Annotated in this window: 13 protein-coding genes; 6 read left to right on the forward strand and 7 right to left on the reverse strand. The window is 61.2% G+C overall.

Annotated features, from left to right (window positions below; translation table 11 throughout):
- The first annotated feature begins 5 nt into the window (after positions 1 to 5).
- Genes H045_RS00005 through H045_RS00015 form a run of 3 tightly spaced genes read left to right on the forward strand, consistent with a single transcriptional unit; the run spans position 6 to position 3,571 of the window.
- Entirely contained in the window at positions 6 to 665 is a 660-nt protein-coding gene (locus H045_RS00005) for a paraquat-inducible protein A (protein WP_015371053.1), read from the forward strand.
- Positions 652 to 1,275, forward strand: coding sequence for a paraquat-inducible protein A (locus H045_RS00010; RefSeq protein WP_003232853.1), 624 nt, complete (start codon positions 652 to 654; stop codon positions 1,273 to 1,275). The genes H045_RS00005 and H045_RS00010 overlap by 14 nt, the downstream gene beginning before the upstream one ends.
- The gene (locus H045_RS00015; RefSeq protein ID WP_015371054.1) at positions 1,268 to 3,571 is read left to right on the forward strand and encodes a PqiB family protein; all 2,304 of its coding nucleotides are present in this window, start codon (positions 1,268 to 1,270) and stop codon (positions 3,569 to 3,571) included. Before H045_RS00010 ends, H045_RS00015 begins: the two co-directional genes overlap by 8 nt.
- A 156-nt stretch (positions 3,572 to 3,727) precedes the next feature.
- Here the strand turns inward: H045_RS00015 and mksF are convergent, their stop codons facing one another.
- Genes mksF through mksB form a run of 3 tightly spaced genes read right to left on the reverse strand, consistent with a single transcriptional unit; the run spans position 3,728 to position 8,530 of the window.
- Positions 3,728 to 6,559, reverse strand: a complete 2,832-nt coding sequence (gene mksF, locus H045_RS00020) for an Mks condensin complex protein MksF (protein ID WP_003232856.1) — start codon at positions 6,557 to 6,559, stop codon at positions 3,728 to 3,730.
- Positions 6,556 to 7,263, reverse strand: a complete 708-nt coding sequence (gene mksE, locus H045_RS00025; protein ID WP_003232858.1) for an Mks condensin complex protein MksE — start codon at positions 7,261 to 7,263, stop codon at positions 6,556 to 6,558. The genes mksF and mksE overlap by 4 nt, the downstream gene beginning before the upstream one ends.
- Positions 7,253 to 8,530, reverse strand: coding sequence for an Mks condensin complex protein MksB (mksB, locus tag H045_RS00030; protein ID WP_015371055.1), 1,278 nt, complete (start codon positions 8,528 to 8,530; stop codon positions 7,253 to 7,255). Before mksB ends, mksE begins: the two co-directional genes overlap by 11 nt.
- Positions 8,531 to 8,717: 187 nt before the next feature.
- Between mksB and H045_RS00035 the strand changes: the two genes are divergently transcribed.
- Both H045_RS00035 and rimI read left to right on the forward strand, forming a co-directional pair.
- A complete protein-coding gene (locus H045_RS00035) occupies positions 8,718 to 9,461 on the forward strand; it encodes a hypothetical protein (protein ID WP_049818449.1) in 744 nt (247 codons plus the stop codon).
- Positions 9,454 to 9,906: a ribosomal protein S18-alanine N-acetyltransferase gene (rimI, locus tag H045_RS00040; RefSeq protein WP_003188286.1), complete on the forward strand. Its 453-nt coding sequence runs from the start codon at positions 9,454 to 9,456 to the stop codon at positions 9,904 to 9,906. The genes H045_RS00035 and rimI overlap by 8 nt, the downstream gene beginning before the upstream one ends.
- 56 nt (positions 9,907 to 9,962) lie before the next feature.
- Here rimI and H045_RS00045 read toward each other — a convergent pair whose 3' ends face one another.
- Positions 9,963 to 10,367: a hypothetical protein gene (locus H045_RS00045; RefSeq protein ID WP_003232865.1), complete on the reverse strand. Its 405-nt coding sequence runs from the start codon at positions 10,365 to 10,367 to the stop codon at positions 9,963 to 9,965.
- A 139-nt stretch (positions 10,368 to 10,506) separates the two neighbouring features.
- On the opposite strand from H045_RS00045, the gene can reads away from it, so the two are divergent.
- Positions 10,507 to 11,151, forward strand: coding sequence for a carbonate dehydratase (gene can, locus H045_RS00050; RefSeq protein ID WP_003232867.1), 645 nt, complete (start codon positions 10,507 to 10,509; stop codon positions 11,149 to 11,151).
- A gap of 2 nt (positions 11,152 to 11,153) precedes the next feature.
- Here can and H045_RS00055 read toward each other — a convergent pair whose 3' ends face one another.
- From H045_RS00055 to H045_RS00065, 3 genes are all read right to left on the reverse strand, one after another.
- Positions 11,154 to 11,678, reverse strand: coding sequence for an SET domain-containing protein (locus H045_RS00055; RefSeq protein ID WP_015371056.1), 525 nt, complete (start codon positions 11,676 to 11,678; stop codon positions 11,154 to 11,156).
- Positions 11,679 to 11,825: 147 nt separating this feature from the next.
- Positions 11,826 to 12,995, reverse strand: a complete 1,170-nt coding sequence (locus tag H045_RS00060; protein WP_003232871.1) for a P-loop NTPase family protein — start codon at positions 12,993 to 12,995, stop codon at positions 11,826 to 11,828.
- Positions 12,996 to 13,116: 121 nt separating this feature from the next.
- Entirely contained in the window at positions 13,117 to 14,817 is a 1,701-nt protein-coding gene (locus H045_RS00065) for an acid phosphatase (protein ID WP_015371057.1), read from the reverse strand.
- Positions 14,818 to 14,951 lie beyond the last annotated feature (134 nt).

Raw genomic sequence — 14,951 nt, forward strand, 5'->3', positions numbered from 1 at the left:
TATCCATGCCCGAGCCGGTTGATGCCCCACAGGTGTCTGACTTACCACTGGACGATCTGGTGGCATGCCATGAGTGCGACTTGCTGATGCGCAAACCTGTGCTCGCCCGAGGCGAAAAAGCCCAATGCCCACGCTGCGGTTATGAGCTGTACGCTCATCGCCACAATGTCATTGAGCGCAGCCTCGCGTTGGTGATCGCCGCACTATTGCTGTACATCCCCGCGAACTTTCTGCCCATCATGCAGCTCAATCTACTCGGGCAGACCTCAGAGGACACCGTGTGGACTGGTGTCGTCGGCCTGTTCGATACGGGCATGCAAGGCGTCGCAATCGTGGTCTTCCTGTGCAGCATGGGCATTCCGTTGCTCAAGCTGCTCTGCCAATTGACCGTGCTGCTCAGCATCCGCTGGAAGATCGGCCGCAATTACGGCCTGCTGCTGTATCGCATCTACCATCACATGAAAGATTGGGGGATGTTGGAGGTCTATCTGATGGGCGTGCTGGTTGCGATCGTCAAGCTCGCCGACATGGCTTCCATCACGGTTGGCGTGGGTCTCGTTTGTTTTATCAGTTTATTAGTGGTTCAGGTTCTGCTTGAGGTGGTGATGTCGCCCCACCAGATCTGGCAGGCGTTGTCAGGAGAGGATGATCATGCGGGCGATTGATGCGGGCATTCTGGTGTGTACCGAATGCCATGAGCTGAACACACAAGAGCCGGACACCGATGAGCAAACGTGCACCCGCTGCGGTGCGTTGATTCATCCACGTCGGCCCAACAGCCTCACCCGTACATGGGCACTGCTTGTCACGGCGGCGATCCTCTATATCCCCGCCAACCTGTTGCCCATCATGACCGTCAACTCACTCGGCCAGGGCGAGCCCAGTACCATCATGGCCGGTGTAATCCAACTGGTGCAGCATGGGATGTTTCCTATTGCTGCGGTGGTGTTCATTGCCAGTATTCTGGTGCCGACGTTCAAGCTCGTGGGCATTGGTCTGCTACTGTTCTCGGTGCAGCGCCACCAACCGCTGTCCGCGCAACAACGTATTGTCATGTACCGCTTTATCGAATTCATTGGCCGCTGGTCCATGCTGGATATCTTCGTGATCGCCATCCTGGTGGCAGTCGTAAACTTTGGACGGCTCGCCAGCGTCGAGGCCAATATCGGCGCTGCGGCGTTCGCCAGTGTGGTGATTTTGACGATGCTTGCCGCTGTAACTTTCGATCCCCGACTGATTTGGGATAACACGGAGTCGGACGACGACCATGAGTGATTTGCCTAAAGCTAAAACCCGCCCTGCCTCCAACTGGTCGGCCATTTGGGTGTTGCCCCTGATTGCGCTGATCATCGGCGGCTGGCTCGGATGGCGCGCCTATTCCCAGCAGGGCATCGAGATCCAGGTGCGCTTTGAAAGCGGTGAAGGCATCCAGGTCAACAAGACCGAGGTGGTCTACAAAGGCATGCCTGTGGGCAAGGTCAAAGCCTTGGCGCTCGATGACGAGGGCAACAATCGCGGGGTGATCGCCACCATCGAGATGGGCAAGGATGTCGAGCAGTACCTCAAAACCAACACCCGCTTCTGGCTGGTCAAACCCAGCGTAACGCTGGCCGGCATCACCGGTCTGGAAACCCTGGTGTCGGGCAACTACATAGCCGCCAGCCCCGGTGACGGCGAGCCCACACGCAAATTCAAGGCGCTCTCCGAAGAGCCGCCGCTGTCCGACGCCAAGCCCGGCCTGCACATCACCGTCAAGGCTGATCGCCTCGGCTCGCTCAACCGTGGCAGCCCGGTGTTCTACAAGCAGATCCAGGTCGGCCAGGTTAAAAGCTACCTGTTGTCCGAAGACCAGAGCACCGTCGAGATCAAACTCTATATCGAACCGACCTACGCCCATCTGGTGCGCAAACACACGCGTTTCTGGAACGCCAGCGGCATCAGCATCGACGCCAATCTGTCCGGCGTGAAGGTGCGCAGCGAGTCGCTTTCCAGCATCGTCGCCGGTGGCATCGCTTTTGCCACCCCCGAGAATCGCAAGGACAGTCCGCCCACCGATCCTAGCCTGCCATTCCGGTTGTACGAAGATTTCGATGCCGCCGCTGCTGGCATCCGAGTCAAGGTCAAGCTCACCGACTTCGAAGGCCTGCAGGCCGGCCGCACGCCGGTGATGTACAAAGGCATCCAGGTCGGCAGCCTGAAAACCCTGAAGATCGACCCGGACCTGTCCAGTGCCAGCGCCGAGCTGACCCTCGACCCATTGGCCGAAGACTATCTGGTCCAGGACACTCAGTTCTGGGTGGTCAAGCCGTCCATCTCCCTCGCCGGCATCACCGGCCTGGAAGCTCTGGTCAAAGGTAACTACATCGCCATCCGTCCAGGCGACAAAGGCACTGCGCCCCAGCGCGAATATGTCGCCCGTGCGAAAGCGCCCCCCCTGGACCTGCGTTCTCCCGGTTTGCACATGGTGTTGTTCACCGACAACCTCGGCTCCCTGGATGTCGGCAGCCCGATTCTCTACAAACAGGTCAAGGTTGGCTCGGTGCAGAGCTACCAGTTCTCGCGCAAGAACAAGCAGTTGGTGATTGGCGTACACATCGAGAAAGAATACGAAAACCTGGTCAACGGCTCGACGCGTTTCTGGAATGCCAGCGGCGTCACCCTGACCGGTGGCCTCACCAGCGGCATCCAGGTCAAGAGCGAATCCCTGGCCAGCCTGATGGCCGGCGGTATTGCCTTCGAAACACCTGAGCCGAATGTACCGCTGAAAAAACACATCCCGCGTTTCCGTCTGTACCCTGATCGCGATGCCGCCAATCAGCACGGCACCTTGGTGACCATCAAGGTTGATCGCGCCGATGGTCTGCGTCCTGGCACGGCGGTGCGTTTCAAAGGGTTGGACGTGGGCAAGATCGAAAGCGTAGACCTGAGTGCCGACATGCAGTCGGTGCTGCTCAGCGCCCGCATCACCCAAGTGGCCGACCGTATCGCGCGCGCTGGCAGCCAGTTCTGGGTGGTCAAGCCGGAGCTGGGCCTGATGAAAACCGCCAATCTGGAAACCCTGGTGACCGGGCAATACATCGAAGTGCAGCCAGCCGCCAAAAACACTGGCCCGCAAAAAAGCTTCGTCGCCCTGGCACAGCCGCCGGAAGCTGCGCGCCAGGAGCAAGGCTTGAGTCTGGTACTCAGTGCCGCGCGCCGTGGCTCGCTGAAGGAAGGCGTGCCAGTGACCTATCGCGAAGTCACCGTGGGCAAGGTCACCGGCTACGAGCTGGGCCAGACCGCCGACCGCGTGCTGGTGCACATCCTGATCGAGCCCAAGTACGCACCGTTGGTCCGCAGCGGCAGCCGCTTCTGGAACACCAGTGGTTTTGGTGTGGATTTCGGCTTGTTCAAGGGCGCTACAGTGCGCACCGAATCCCTGGAGACGCTGGTCGCCGGCGGTATCGCCTTCGCTACGCCAGACGGCGAGCGGATGGGCAATGCAGCTCGGCCGCAGCAGACGTTTCCGTTGTTCGACAAGTTTGAGGATGAGTGGCTGACCTGGGCGCCCAAGATTCCATTGGGCAAGTAGACCGAGGCGCGGCTATCGAGAGCAAGTCCCTCCCACATTAGAAAGTGTCACAGTTCAAATGCGGGAGGCAGCTTGTCCCCGATCAGGCCCTCTGCAGCACCACAAAAAAGGCCGCGATCCATGGGTCGCGGCCTTTTTGCATTTCAACGCAACAGATCAGACCTCATCCAGCTCCGCCTGCGCATTCACCGTCGCCTTCACCTGATCATGGCGCCGAATGTACTTCCAGTCCGCCTCATCGATGTAGATCCCGTTCGGCCCGCTGCCGCCTTCCAGGTCGATCGCCACCTGGGCAGACACCTGCGGCTTAACACTCGCCAGGATCGGCACAAAGCCCAATTGCAAACTGGTCTCCAGCAACGCCGCCTGGTTCTTCTCATCGATATCCGCTGCCTCGTCGAGGTAGTACGGCAAGCGCACGCGTCCGGCCTGGTCGCGGTCCATCAGGTGCAGCAACAGGTACATGTTGGTCAGCGCCTTGATGGTCATGGTGGTGCCGTTGGACGCGGCGCCATCAATGTCGGTGTGAATCACCGGCTGGCCGTTCACCTTGGTGATCTCGAACGCCAGCTCGAACAAGTCCTTGAGGCCCAGCTGGTTATGGTTGGCCGCCACCAGGCGCGCCAGGTATTCCTTGGCCTCTTCGTTCTTGTTGTCTTGCTCGGCGCTCTGGCTGAGGTCGAACACCGACAGGGTTTCGCCTTCCTCATACTGACCGGCGCTGTGGATGATCTGGTCAATATGCTTGAGCGCTTCCTTGTTCGGTGCCAGCACGATGCGGAAACTTTGCAGGTTGGAGACCTGGCGCTTGTTGATCTCGCGGTTGAACAGCGCCAACTGGTGTTCCAGGCTGTCGTAGTCACTGCGGATATTGCGCAGGGTGCGCGCGATATCGGTCACTGCCGCCCGCCGCGCCTTGCCCAGCGTCAGAGCCTCATCGGTGCGGTGCGCATAGGCGTTGATCAGCAGTTGCAGGCGGCGCTCGACGTCATCCTCGCTGTCGAACTTGGCCACGCCCTTGAGGCGCACCTGAGCGTACAAGGCTTCAATCTGGCCATCGGCACGCAGCAAACCCTGCCAGCTGTCCTGGTAGTCATTGAGCAGCGGCAGCAGGTTATCCATGGAGTCGTCGACCGGGTCCATGAACGGTGTGCCAAACGGCAGGTCCGCCGGCAACAGCTGGCGACGGCGCAACGCGTCATCCAGCGTGCGCTGCTTGGCTTCCATGTCGCCAATCTGGCGGCCCACCAGTTGCAGCTTGGCCGACAATTGCTGGACGCGCTCGGTGAACGCATCGCTGGAGCGCTTCAACTCGTCCTGCGCCGCTTCCATCTGCGCCAGCTGTTCCAGCTTCTCGCCTTCTTCGGCGCTCAGGGTCTGCGCGCGACGGAAGTCTTCCAGGGCCTTTTGCGCATCCAGCACCTGCTGGTAAAGCGCCTCCGTCTGAGTCTTGCTGGCTGCGCGATCGGAAGCCACAGCCTGTTGGGTCTTCAGTTGCTTGAGTTCTTTTTCCAGACGCTCTTTCTGATCACGCAGTGCCGCGCGATCCGCCAAGGCCTGCAATGCCGGTGGCTCGATGTGCGAGATGTCGATGGACAACCCCGGCACCTCAAAACGCTCGCCCTTGAAGCCATCGAGGATGTGCTCCAGGGATTTGACCCACTGACCGTCCTCATCCAGCGTGATGCCGTGTTCACCCAATGGCAGGCTGAACAGCGAACTGTTGAACAGGCGCATCAGACGCTCGACATCCTGCTGTGAGAATTCTTCACGCAGTTTGGCGTAGCTGTTGTTGTCGGCGTGATCAAGCTGCTGCTTGACCGACTTCAGGCGTTTTTCCAGATCACGCAGACGCTCGTCCAAATCCTCGGCACTGAACTGCCGCGACTGTGCCAGCGCACCCGCCAATTCATCGTGAGCGTCCTTGGCCGCGAGCAACTGCTGCTCCAGCGTCTTCACGTCGTCCACCAGCGCAAAGCGATGCTTGAGCACTGACAGCTCGCCCAGCCAGCGCTGAATGCCGCTGATTTCACGCTCCAGGCGCATCAGCTCCTGGGTGCCGCCGCGCTGGTCATGCTGCAGCGCGTCCTGTTCATTGCGGTAGTGCTCGGCCTGGATGGTCAGCTCTTCCTTGCGTGCACTGGCGTAATCCGACCAGGTGCCCAGCAGCGAATCCAGCAGCGGTGACAGGCGATGCAACTTGCCGCGCAACACGTCGCGCACGCGCACACCATTGGCCAACGCTTCGACCAGCGGCCCGGCAGCCACCAATGAGTTGTAGTCCTGCTCCATGCGTCGCACGTCGCGGAAGGCTTCTTCGCACGCCGCGATGTAATCCACGCTGCCGGAACGCAGACTATGTTCGAAGGCATCGAGGAACAGTTGCTTGAGTTTGGCCGCGGTGATTTCGCGCATGTGCAGCAGGTTGATAAACAGCGCGCGGAACGTCTTCAGGCTCTGCTCGCTGGTGGAGCGCAGCGGGATCAGGGTCAGGTCCAGCGGGATCGACGTGTGACCGCCCACCAGCAAACGCCGCAGTTCATCCGGCTTGAGTTCGTAGGCCTTGAGGCCCTCTTTCTCAAGGTTGGTAAACAGCTCTTTCTGCCGCAGGCAGGTGTCGTTCTTCTGGTAGTGGGCCAGGTCCAGCTTGCCGGCATAGGCGAAGAACTGGTGACCAAAGCCGCCCCCCGGGCCGCGTCCGACCACACCGATCACATGCGGGCCATGGGGCAGCGAGACTTCCACGAGGATGTAACTGGTGTCAGTGGCGAAATAGAAGCGCCGCGATTGCTCCAGGGTGTACTTGCCGAAACTCATGTCCGACATGCGCGCCAGAATCGGAAACTGCAAAGCGTTGATTGAAGCGGATTTGCCCAGGTTGTTCGCGCCGTACACCGACAGCGGCTCTTCCAGCGGGAACAAGCCCAGGCTGTAGCCAGCGGTGTTCAATAGGGCGAAGCGGCGGATGCCGTAGCGTTCCTTGCTCATGCATCGGTCTCCTGTTCTTCGGCAATGGCACGCGCCAGGGCGTCTTCTTCGCTTTCTTCCTCGAAGTCGCTCAAATCGAGCGGGTCATCGGTCTTCAGCAGTTTTTCATCGCTGTCTTCGTCGATGATCACCGGCGCCGGCAATGGCAACACGCTGTGCACGCTGGCGGCGAGGTCACGGTCCTGCTGCACTGACAGGCACACGTCAAGGAAGCGGTGCATGGGCGGTAGGAAACGATAGATGCCGTTGTCTTCGCTGGCAAAACCCAGCTGGGTCATGCGGCGCATGATTTTTTCTTCGAGTTCTTCCTGGGTCTGCACTTCGGCCTGGATAAACAGGTCGCGGTATTTATCCAGCAGCGACGGCAGTTCATCGCGGCCCAGGCTGCCACCGTCCAGCACGGCGATCGGGTCACGGCCCTGGTCGGCCAGGTGCTCGACGATGATGAAGGTGAACAGCGCCAGACGCTGGGCGGTCTTGTTGACCTGCGCACTGGCGATGGCGGAGTCCGGCACGAAGTAATAGAAACCACGGGTGTCGCACACCAGCTCAAAGCCCAGGGCCTTGAACAGCGTGCGGTACTGGTCCTGGAAGTTCGACAGCTGCGCGTACAGCTCCGGGTCGCGGCGGCTGACGTGGTAACCCTTGAACAGCTCGCGAAAGATCGGCGCCAGTTGGGACAGTTCGGATAGATCAAGATGCATAAGGTGTACTCGCAGGTTGCTCGGCGGCGTCTGTGCCGGCCGGGAGCAGGGCGAATGAGCGCAGGCTGACCTGGTGCTCGTGTGTGTGGTAATCGCGGCGTTCCAGGCGTTCGCGCTTGAAGCGCTTTTCGCGCGAGAGCCGGGAGAACCAGTACAACAATTCGTCGGTGGCGCCGTCCGGTTCCTGCTCCAGCAGCCAGGTCATCAGGTCGGGCATCGGCAGCGCATCTTCGCAGCGTTCGAGCATTTCCTTGACCGTACGCGGCGCACGCTGGGCCTGGCCCTTGTGGGATTTGTGCGCCTTGGGGAAGCGCGCCGGTTTCGGCTCGAAATTCGCCAGGGCATACACGTAGGCCTCGACCTGGCTGGCACTGCCGAGAAAGGTGCTTTGCGGCCGAGTGAACAGCGGCATCGCCGCCTGCGGCACCGCGTCCAGGCCTTTGCGGCGGATCGCCGACAGCGCCAGCGCCGCGCCTCGGGTGACGGCATTGTGCCGACGTGCTTCTTCACGCAACGGCAACAGCAGCTCACGCGCATGACGCAAGGTCAGCTGGGCGCTGGTCTGCATTTCGAGGATGCGCGCGTGGGTGCGCAGCAGCATGTCATCGTCCACCAGGTGGCCGAGGCGCTGTTGCTCGGTGAGCAGGCGCAGCAGCACATTCTCGACCTTGCGCACGCCTTGCTCGAAGGCACCGTCAGCGTTCACCAGTTGGATCATCGGTTCGACGTATTCGTCCCAGGTGGCGAGTACTTCGGCGTAACGCTGGCGCAACGGGATCTGCCGGTCGCTGGTCTTGGCGCGATCGGCCACGGCGGCGAGGGCCTGTTCGTCGTTGGCGAGTTTTTTCAGCACGTCGCGCACGCGCATGTCCAGCAAGCGCAATTGCCGGGCAAGGTCGTGGCCGTCACGGATGTCGAAGGCGTCCTGGATATAACCGGCCAGGCGCTCGAGGTGGCGCAGGTAGGCTTCGATTTCCAGGCACAGGCCGAGCCGGTGCTCCTTGCGCAGGTAGGCGAGGAAGTCGTGGATCTGTGCGTTGAGCTCGAAACGGTTCGGGCTCTTGGCCACAGGCACCAGGATGTCCAGGCGAATCCACACGTCCAGCAGGCTGGTGATGTCCTGGGGTGTACTGTCCAGTTGTTGGGCGGCCAGTTGCGCGCGCAGCTCGCCCAGGCTCAGGGTGCCTTGGTCGAAGTGTTCGCACAGTGGCTCAAGCAAGGCCCAGTGTTCGGCGAGGGCGCGCAGGACGCGCTTGGGTTCGATCATGGGAATGGCCGGCTGGTTGGCGATTAAAGGTCGCGATTGTACTGCATTGGGGGTGGGATTTATCCACAGCCGGTCAGCGCGCAGTGGGCGATTGTTGCCGAACAGCGGTAGAATCCCCGCTCTTTACTTATCCACAAGTGGCCGAGCTGTGCTTATCGAGTCCCGACGTCGCGCTTACTTGACCGCCATGCAGGTGGTCAACTGGCTGCCCCGCACCGAACTGCCGTTTGCCGCACCGTCGCGGCCCGAGCTGTTGCAGGCGCCTGAGCCCTATGAGGCGTTCGAAGCCTCGGGCGAGGAGGCCGCTGCGCCGGTGGCGGTGGTCAAGCCTGTGCCTGAAGTGCGACCGGTGGTCGAGCGGGCCAAAATCGAAGTGCCGCGCCCCTCGCCAGTGACCAAACCGGCGGTGGCCGAAGACACGGCGCCGGTAGCCAAGGCGCCGGTGGTGCCGCCGCCGCGTTTCGCCCTGCAACTGCTGCGGGCCGGACGTTGCCTGCTGCTGGTGGAGTTGCCCACCGGCGAACGCTTCCAGACCCGCGACCCGGCCTACATGCTGCTCAAGGACATGCTGCGCGCTGCCGGCCTGCCCGACAGCCCGCAGATCGTCGGCGACCCAGTGCGCTGGCCGTTGCTGGTGCGCGGCACCATGGACCAGGGCCCGGAAGCCGCGCGGGATTTTGTGCAAGGATTTGTCTCTGCGCGACTGGAAGACGAACCCTGCGTATGCCTGTGGCTGATTGGCCTGCCCGCCGTGCGTTTTGCCGGTGAAGCAAATGCCGAAGCCTGGTACCGCGAGCTGCAGGTCGAAAGCCTGGGCTCGGTGTGGGCCCTGCCGGGCCTGGAGTTATTAATGGAAGAGCCACAGCGTAAGGCTGATGTCTGGCAAGCCATGCGCCGGCTGATGGCGCGCTGGAAAACAACCGATGAGTGAGGCTTTATCCTTCCGCCCGATGACCGAGGCCGACCTCGACGCCGTGCTGAAAATTGAATACGCAGCGTTCAGCCATCCCTGGACGCGTGGCATTTTTCTCGATGGGCTGGGCAAGTATCAGATCTGGTTGATGTTCGAGGGTGAGCAGCAAGTGGGGCACGGAGTGGTTCAGATCATTCTCGATGAGGCCCATTTGCTGAACATCACCGTCAAGCCGGAGAACCAGGGGCGTGGCCTGGGCCTGGCGTTGCTGGAGCATTTAATGTCCCGCGCTTACGCTGCAAACGCTCGGGAATGCTTTCTGGAAGTGCGTGACAGCAACACCGGCGCGTTCCGCCTCTATGAGCGTTACGGTTTCAACGAGATCGGCCGTCGGCGCGATTACTACCCAGCTGTCGGTGGCCGCGAAGACGCAGTCGTCATGGCCTGTACCCTCGTCGACTGAACACATGGATCAGTGCGGGAGGGGGCAAGCCCTCCCACATTTCTAGCAGTGTCGTGTCAGCGCTTGCCATTGAGCGGGTCGAGATCCGCCAGTTCGGCCTCGTCCAAGCCATTCCCACCGCCGATATCGCTTTCACCGACAACGCTCAAGTCGTAGTCCGCAGCGCTGTCTTCACCTTCCTCCCGCGCATCCCGCGCGCCGTCTTCCTGAATCAGTGTCTCAGGGCTCATGTCGTCGTCGGTCGGTTGGTGATCGTCGGTCGACGCACCGGTCATCCCGGCTTCGCGCACACGTTCTTCGGGCATCAGATGCTCGCGCTCGCCGCGCGGAATCTCATCGCCGATTTCCGCCGTCTGATCGTCCTGGTCAAAATCCAGCTCACGCACTGAACCCATGCGGTCTTCGTTATCGTCAATCGGTTCGGGTTGTGTAGCGCCGTAGGGACGTCGTGATTCAGTCATGGCCAATCCTCATACTGTGGGGCTTATAGTGTGTGGACAGGCGCTGCGCCCCAAAGATTCAAGCTAATTTGCGCCAGGCGTGACCTGCACGAGGTGTTGACAGTCACACAGCTGCGCATCATTCCCGAGGCTTTCCCTGATGAACGAACTACAAGACCTGCTTGATAACAACGAACGCTGGGCGGATGCGATCAAACAGGAAGATCCCGAATTCTTCGCCAAGCTCGCCCGCCAGCAAACCCCGGAATACCTGTGGATCGGCTGTTCCGATGCGCGTGTACCGGCCAACGAGATCGTCGGCATGCTGCCGGGTGATCTGTTCGTGCACCGCAACGTGGCCAATGTGGTGCTGCACACTGACCTCAATTGCCTGTCGGTGATCCAGTACGCGGTCGATGTGCTCAAGGTCAAACACATCCTCGTCACAGGCCACTATGGCTGCGGCGGCGTGCGCGCGTCGATGCAGGACCGTCAGTTCGGCCTGATCGATGGCTGGCTGCGCACCATTCGTGACCTCTACTATGAAAATCGCGAAGTGCTGGCGCAGTTGCCCACCGAAGAAGAACAGGTCGACCGCCTGTGCGAGCTGAACGTGATCCAGCAAGTGGCCAACGTCGGCCATACCAGCATTGTGCAAAACGCCTGGCACCGTGGGCAGAGCCTGTCGATTCATGGCTGCATCTACGGCATCAAGGATGGCCGCTGGAAAAGCCTGAACACCACCATCAGCGGCTTCGAGCAGTTGCCGCCGCAATATCGCCTGCGCCCGCTGGGTGACGCCTAGGGTTAATTGGCGCGTTCGCGCAGCTCCAGGAACGCCCGGCCTTCTGCGCTGAGTTGTTCCTGCGGGCCTTTGATCCAGCCCCGACAGTCCGGCGCGCTGCAGGTGCAGGCAAACTGGCGCGGTAGGGCATTGCCGGTGGTGGCGTAGTCGATGGTCAGCCAGGTGCCGGCCGCAATAGGCATCACCGACCAAAGCTCCAGATAGGACGTGTCGACATACGTATTCGGGTGGCAGGCGTGCTGCAGTTGGCCGCACACCCACGGGTCATACAGCCAGATACGTCCCGAGATCTGCAGCGTGTGCTGACGGCATTCGCCCAGGGCATAGCCGAATACGCGGGCGATGAGGGTGCGGTTGTCGAACGCGACGCGGGATTTGATACCGATGATTTCGCCGGTGGTGTCGCACACCACTTCAAATTCGCGTGTGGAGGGGTAGCCAAACGCCGTCAGCGTCGTCGTAAAGGGATACAGGCAGTCGTCATCAGGGGTGGCGCGAATCGCCTTATCCATGGCACGAGTTTTCATCACGCTCCTTGAATGGGCTGCATCGACCTGCCGGTAATGGCTGACTGCCAGTCTTGCAGCAAATGGGCCCGTCTCAAGGTTCAACGATGGGGCGACCGATTTCTACTGTCATATTCGACAGTAGAAATCGGCCCGCCTGTGTGCAATCTACAGTGCGGGCGCAGGCAGCAGAGTCGCTGGCGCGGGGTTCTTCAGCTGTTTCAGCTGTGCCTTGATCGGTGCAGTGGCGCATTTGGCATTTGCCTGTTCCGCGTTCAGCTTGCGCACTGAGGTGTAGAACAGTTCGCAGGTCTGCTCCTTGCGCGTCACCTGCCAGGTGGTGTTGCACGCCTGCAGCAGCACGTTGGGATCACTGGCCGGCTTGCGGCCCATGCCGGCTTGCCAGCAGGCCGCGCTCAGGTCCTGCGCCATTACCTTCAGGCCGGCGTCGTCGGCTTTCTGCTCATTGCCGCCATAACTTGCCGGGTCCGCCGCGTACCAGATGTAACTGGGGTGGTTGGCGCCCAATACCGAAACGCTTTTGCCGTCCGCCGGGCTGATCTGCGCCAGGCCCATTACATCAACGGTCTGCCCGTATTGTTGCTTGATCCAGCTGCGCACCGGCGCGCCGAACGCCACCATGGGCAGCGCACCGTCGGGCCGCAGGCTCAGTTCCTTGACCATGCGCGTCTGGTAGTCGGTGAAATAGCCGTAGACGTTTTCCAGATCTTTGCCCGCGTTGGACGGTGCGGCAATCGGGGCGATGTCGATGATGGTCTGGTAAGCCGGCGTTTCGCCGGCCGGCACGCCATTGTCGGTCAGCAATGCGGCCCAGCGGTCGGTGGTGGCCGATTCCAGATAGTCCTGGAAATGGGTCAGCGAATAATCCGGCGGAAAGTGCAGCAACTCGATGCTTTTGCGGTTCTCCAGCGCCATGCCCAGCGGCAGGAACAGGTACCAGTTGTAGGCCCATTTACCGTCGCTGTTAAGCTTGCTGGCGCCCTGATAGGCCAGGTCTGCGGTGTTGAGCAGTTGGGTCAGGGGCTGGCCGTAAGTGTCCGGTACACCGCTGAACGTGGCAGTCAGTTGGTCGCCGTCGGTTTTGACACTGACCTTGGCGCGGCTGTAGCCGTCACGTTGCAGGCTCTGGTTGAGGTAGTGCTCGGCAGTCTGCTCCAGCGTCCACGGCTTGAAGCAGATGACGTTGCAATTATTGGGGAAGGCGAATAGTTGAGTGACGCGCTGGGTGCTTCCCAGCGGTACGTTGATGTCGGCCTGTACGACCGCACTGGCCAGCAGTGCGATCAGGGTGCAGGACAGCCTGGTCTGTTTAAACATAGTCGATTCCTTGTCAGCGAGAGCCCGTCTGCGCGGGGTGAAAGCCCACTTGCACACAGTAGCGGCTGACCAGGAAAACCGCGTGTTAATTCGCTGCGGGTGTCGCTATTGGATAAGCGCGTTACAGATCCAGGCGCAATGCGTTGGTCAGATCCCCCATCGGCGTCTGGCCGCGGGCACTCATTGCATCATCCCGCTGCTTGAGGCCGTCCAGTGTCTCCAGCTGGAATACCCGCGTGATCAGCCGCAGGATCGAGGCCGTGTCGTACACCGTATGGTCGACCGTGCCCTTGCGCGCAAACGGCGACACCACCAGCGCCGGCACTCGCGTGCCGGGGCCCCAGCGGTCGCCCTTGGGCGGCGCCACATGGTCCCACCAGCCGCCGTTTTCATCGACGGTCACCACCACCACCATGTTTTTCCATTGCGGGCTTTCCTGCAGCACTTTCAAGGCGCGGGCGATATGACGGTCGCCCGAGGCCACGTCCGCATAGCCAGCGTGCATGTTGAGGTTGCCCTGGGGCTTGTAGAAGGTCACCGCAGGCAGTTTGCCGGCGTCGGCATCGGCGAAGAATTTATTGGTGCTGGACTCATCGCCCAGCCCGCCATCACGCAGGCGCTTGTCGCGCTCGGCGCGATTTTCCGGCCCCTGTTGCTTGAAGTAGTTGAAGGGCTGGTGGTGGTATTGAAAGTTCGGGATTTTCGGGATGCCGCCCGAATCCTTGAACTGATCCAGGGTCGCCTGCCACGCACCGGCGTACCAGGCCCAGTCGACGTTCTTCTTCGACAGCTTGTCGCCAATGTGTTCGTGGGTTTGCGGCACCAGCACATTGGGCAGGTCGGGCTTGGAGTAGTCCGGGTTCTGCGGGTCGCGAATCCAGGTCGGCCAATAGGGCGGGGCCAGGGTGTTTACGCCGTAGCCATCCGGGGTCAGGGCGCTGGGGCCGAACTGCGGCGGGCCGGTCATGGCGCTGGCCGGGGAAGCGTCCAGCGGTTTGAGGCGCGGGTCGGCAGGGTCATCGCTTTGCAGCGTGGCGATCTGCGCCTTGGCCACCGATTGGGCGGCGTTCGGGTAAAACGGCGCGGTGGCGCTGATCAGGTATTGGTGGTTGAGGAACGAGCCACCGAACGCGCCCTGGAAGAAGTTATCGCAGAGCACGAACTCCTTGGCCACGTCCCACAGACGCAGGGCATAACGGCTCTGGGCGTAATGACCCATCACCAGGCCGCCGGAATCGGCCCAGGCGACGAAACCGTCGTTCTTGCCGCCGTTTATCTGCATCTGGTTCTGGTAGAACACGTGCCACAGGTCGCGAGTGACCAGGCTCAAAGGCAGGTCCGCGCCATTGGGACCTTTGAGGGCGAAGGGCGCGTTGGGCAGGTTTTCCTGGAATTGCACTTCGCTGGGATAGGTTACGCCGTCCACGCTTTGCGGACCGACCTGCAACACGCCGCCCCAGGTCGGCGGCAGGCTGTTCAGCACACTGCCGTCGCGATCAAGCTGCCGGGTCTGGGCGGCCGACAGTGCAGACAGCGGTTTTTCCACGCCGGGGAAGTCCGCAAACAGGTTATTGAAACTGCGGTTTTCGGCGTAGATCACCACCACTGTCTTCACCTGCTCGCGCAATGCCTTGTCCAACTCTTGCGGCGTGAGCGGTCGATCCACAGGCTTGCCCGGCGCTTCGCTGGTATTGCCGCAGGCACTCAAGGTGGCGCCTACCCCCAGCACCGCCGCCCCGCCAAGGAAGCGCCGGCGGCTGGTATCTATCGCCGGTTTTGACGCGGAATCGGGGGAGGAGCGGTCTTCGTACTCGTCACTCATTGCGGAAGTCCCTGGCGAGATGTTGCAAGATATTTCGCAGGACGGTAGCAACGCAATGTGACGGAATTAAGGCAGCTGCTGGTTCCTGGTATCAAGCCGCACGCTTGAAGCTGAACGCTCGCAGCCCATAACGG

The organism is Pseudomonas poae RE*1-1-14, assembly GCF_000336465.1.
Lineage (GTDB): Bacteria > Pseudomonadota > Gammaproteobacteria > Pseudomonadales > Pseudomonadaceae > Aquipseudomonas > Aquipseudomonas poae.

Coding starts and splice junctions, on each gene's coding strand:
- H045_RS00005 (WP_015371053.1), top strand. CDS start 6: ATGCCCGAGCCGGTTGATGCCCCACAGGTGTCTGACTTACCACTGGAC.
- H045_RS00010 (WP_003232853.1), top strand. CDS start 652: ATGCGGGCGATTGATGCGGGCATTCTGGTGTGTACCGAATGCCATGAG.
- H045_RS00015 (WP_015371054.1), top strand. CDS start 1,268: ATGAGTGATTTGCCTAAAGCTAAAACCCGCCCTGCCTCCAACTGGTCG.
- mksF (WP_003232856.1), bottom strand. CDS start 6,559: ATGAGCAAGGAACGCTACGGCATCCGCCGCTTCGCCCTATTGAACACC.
- mksE (WP_003232858.1), bottom strand. CDS start 7,263: ATGCATCTTGATCTATCCGAACTGTCCCAACTGGCGCCGATCTTTCGC.
- mksB (WP_015371055.1), bottom strand. CDS start 8,530: ATGATCGAACCCAAGCGCGTCCTGCGCGCCCTCGCCGAACACTGGGCC.
- H045_RS00035 (WP_049818449.1), top strand. CDS start 8,718: ATGCAGGTGGTCAACTGGCTGCCCCGCACCGAACTGCCGTTTGCCGCA.
- rimI (WP_003188286.1), top strand. CDS start 9,454: ATGAGTGAGGCTTTATCCTTCCGCCCGATGACCGAGGCCGACCTCGAC.
- H045_RS00045 (WP_003232865.1), bottom strand. CDS start 10,367: ATGACTGAATCACGACGTCCCTACGGCGCTACACAACCCGAACCGATT.
- can (WP_003232867.1), top strand. CDS start 10,507: ATGAACGAACTACAAGACCTGCTTGATAACAACGAACGCTGGGCGGAT.
- H045_RS00055 (WP_015371056.1), bottom strand. CDS start 11,678: ATGAAAACTCGTGCCATGGATAAGGCGATTCGCGCCACCCCTGATGAC.
- H045_RS00060 (WP_003232871.1), bottom strand. CDS start 12,995: ATGTTTAAACAGACCAGGCTGTCCTGCACCCTGATCGCACTGCTGGCC.
- H045_RS00065 (WP_015371057.1), bottom strand. CDS start 14,817: ATGAGTGACGAGTACGAAGACCGCTCCTCCCCCGATTCCGCGTCAAAA.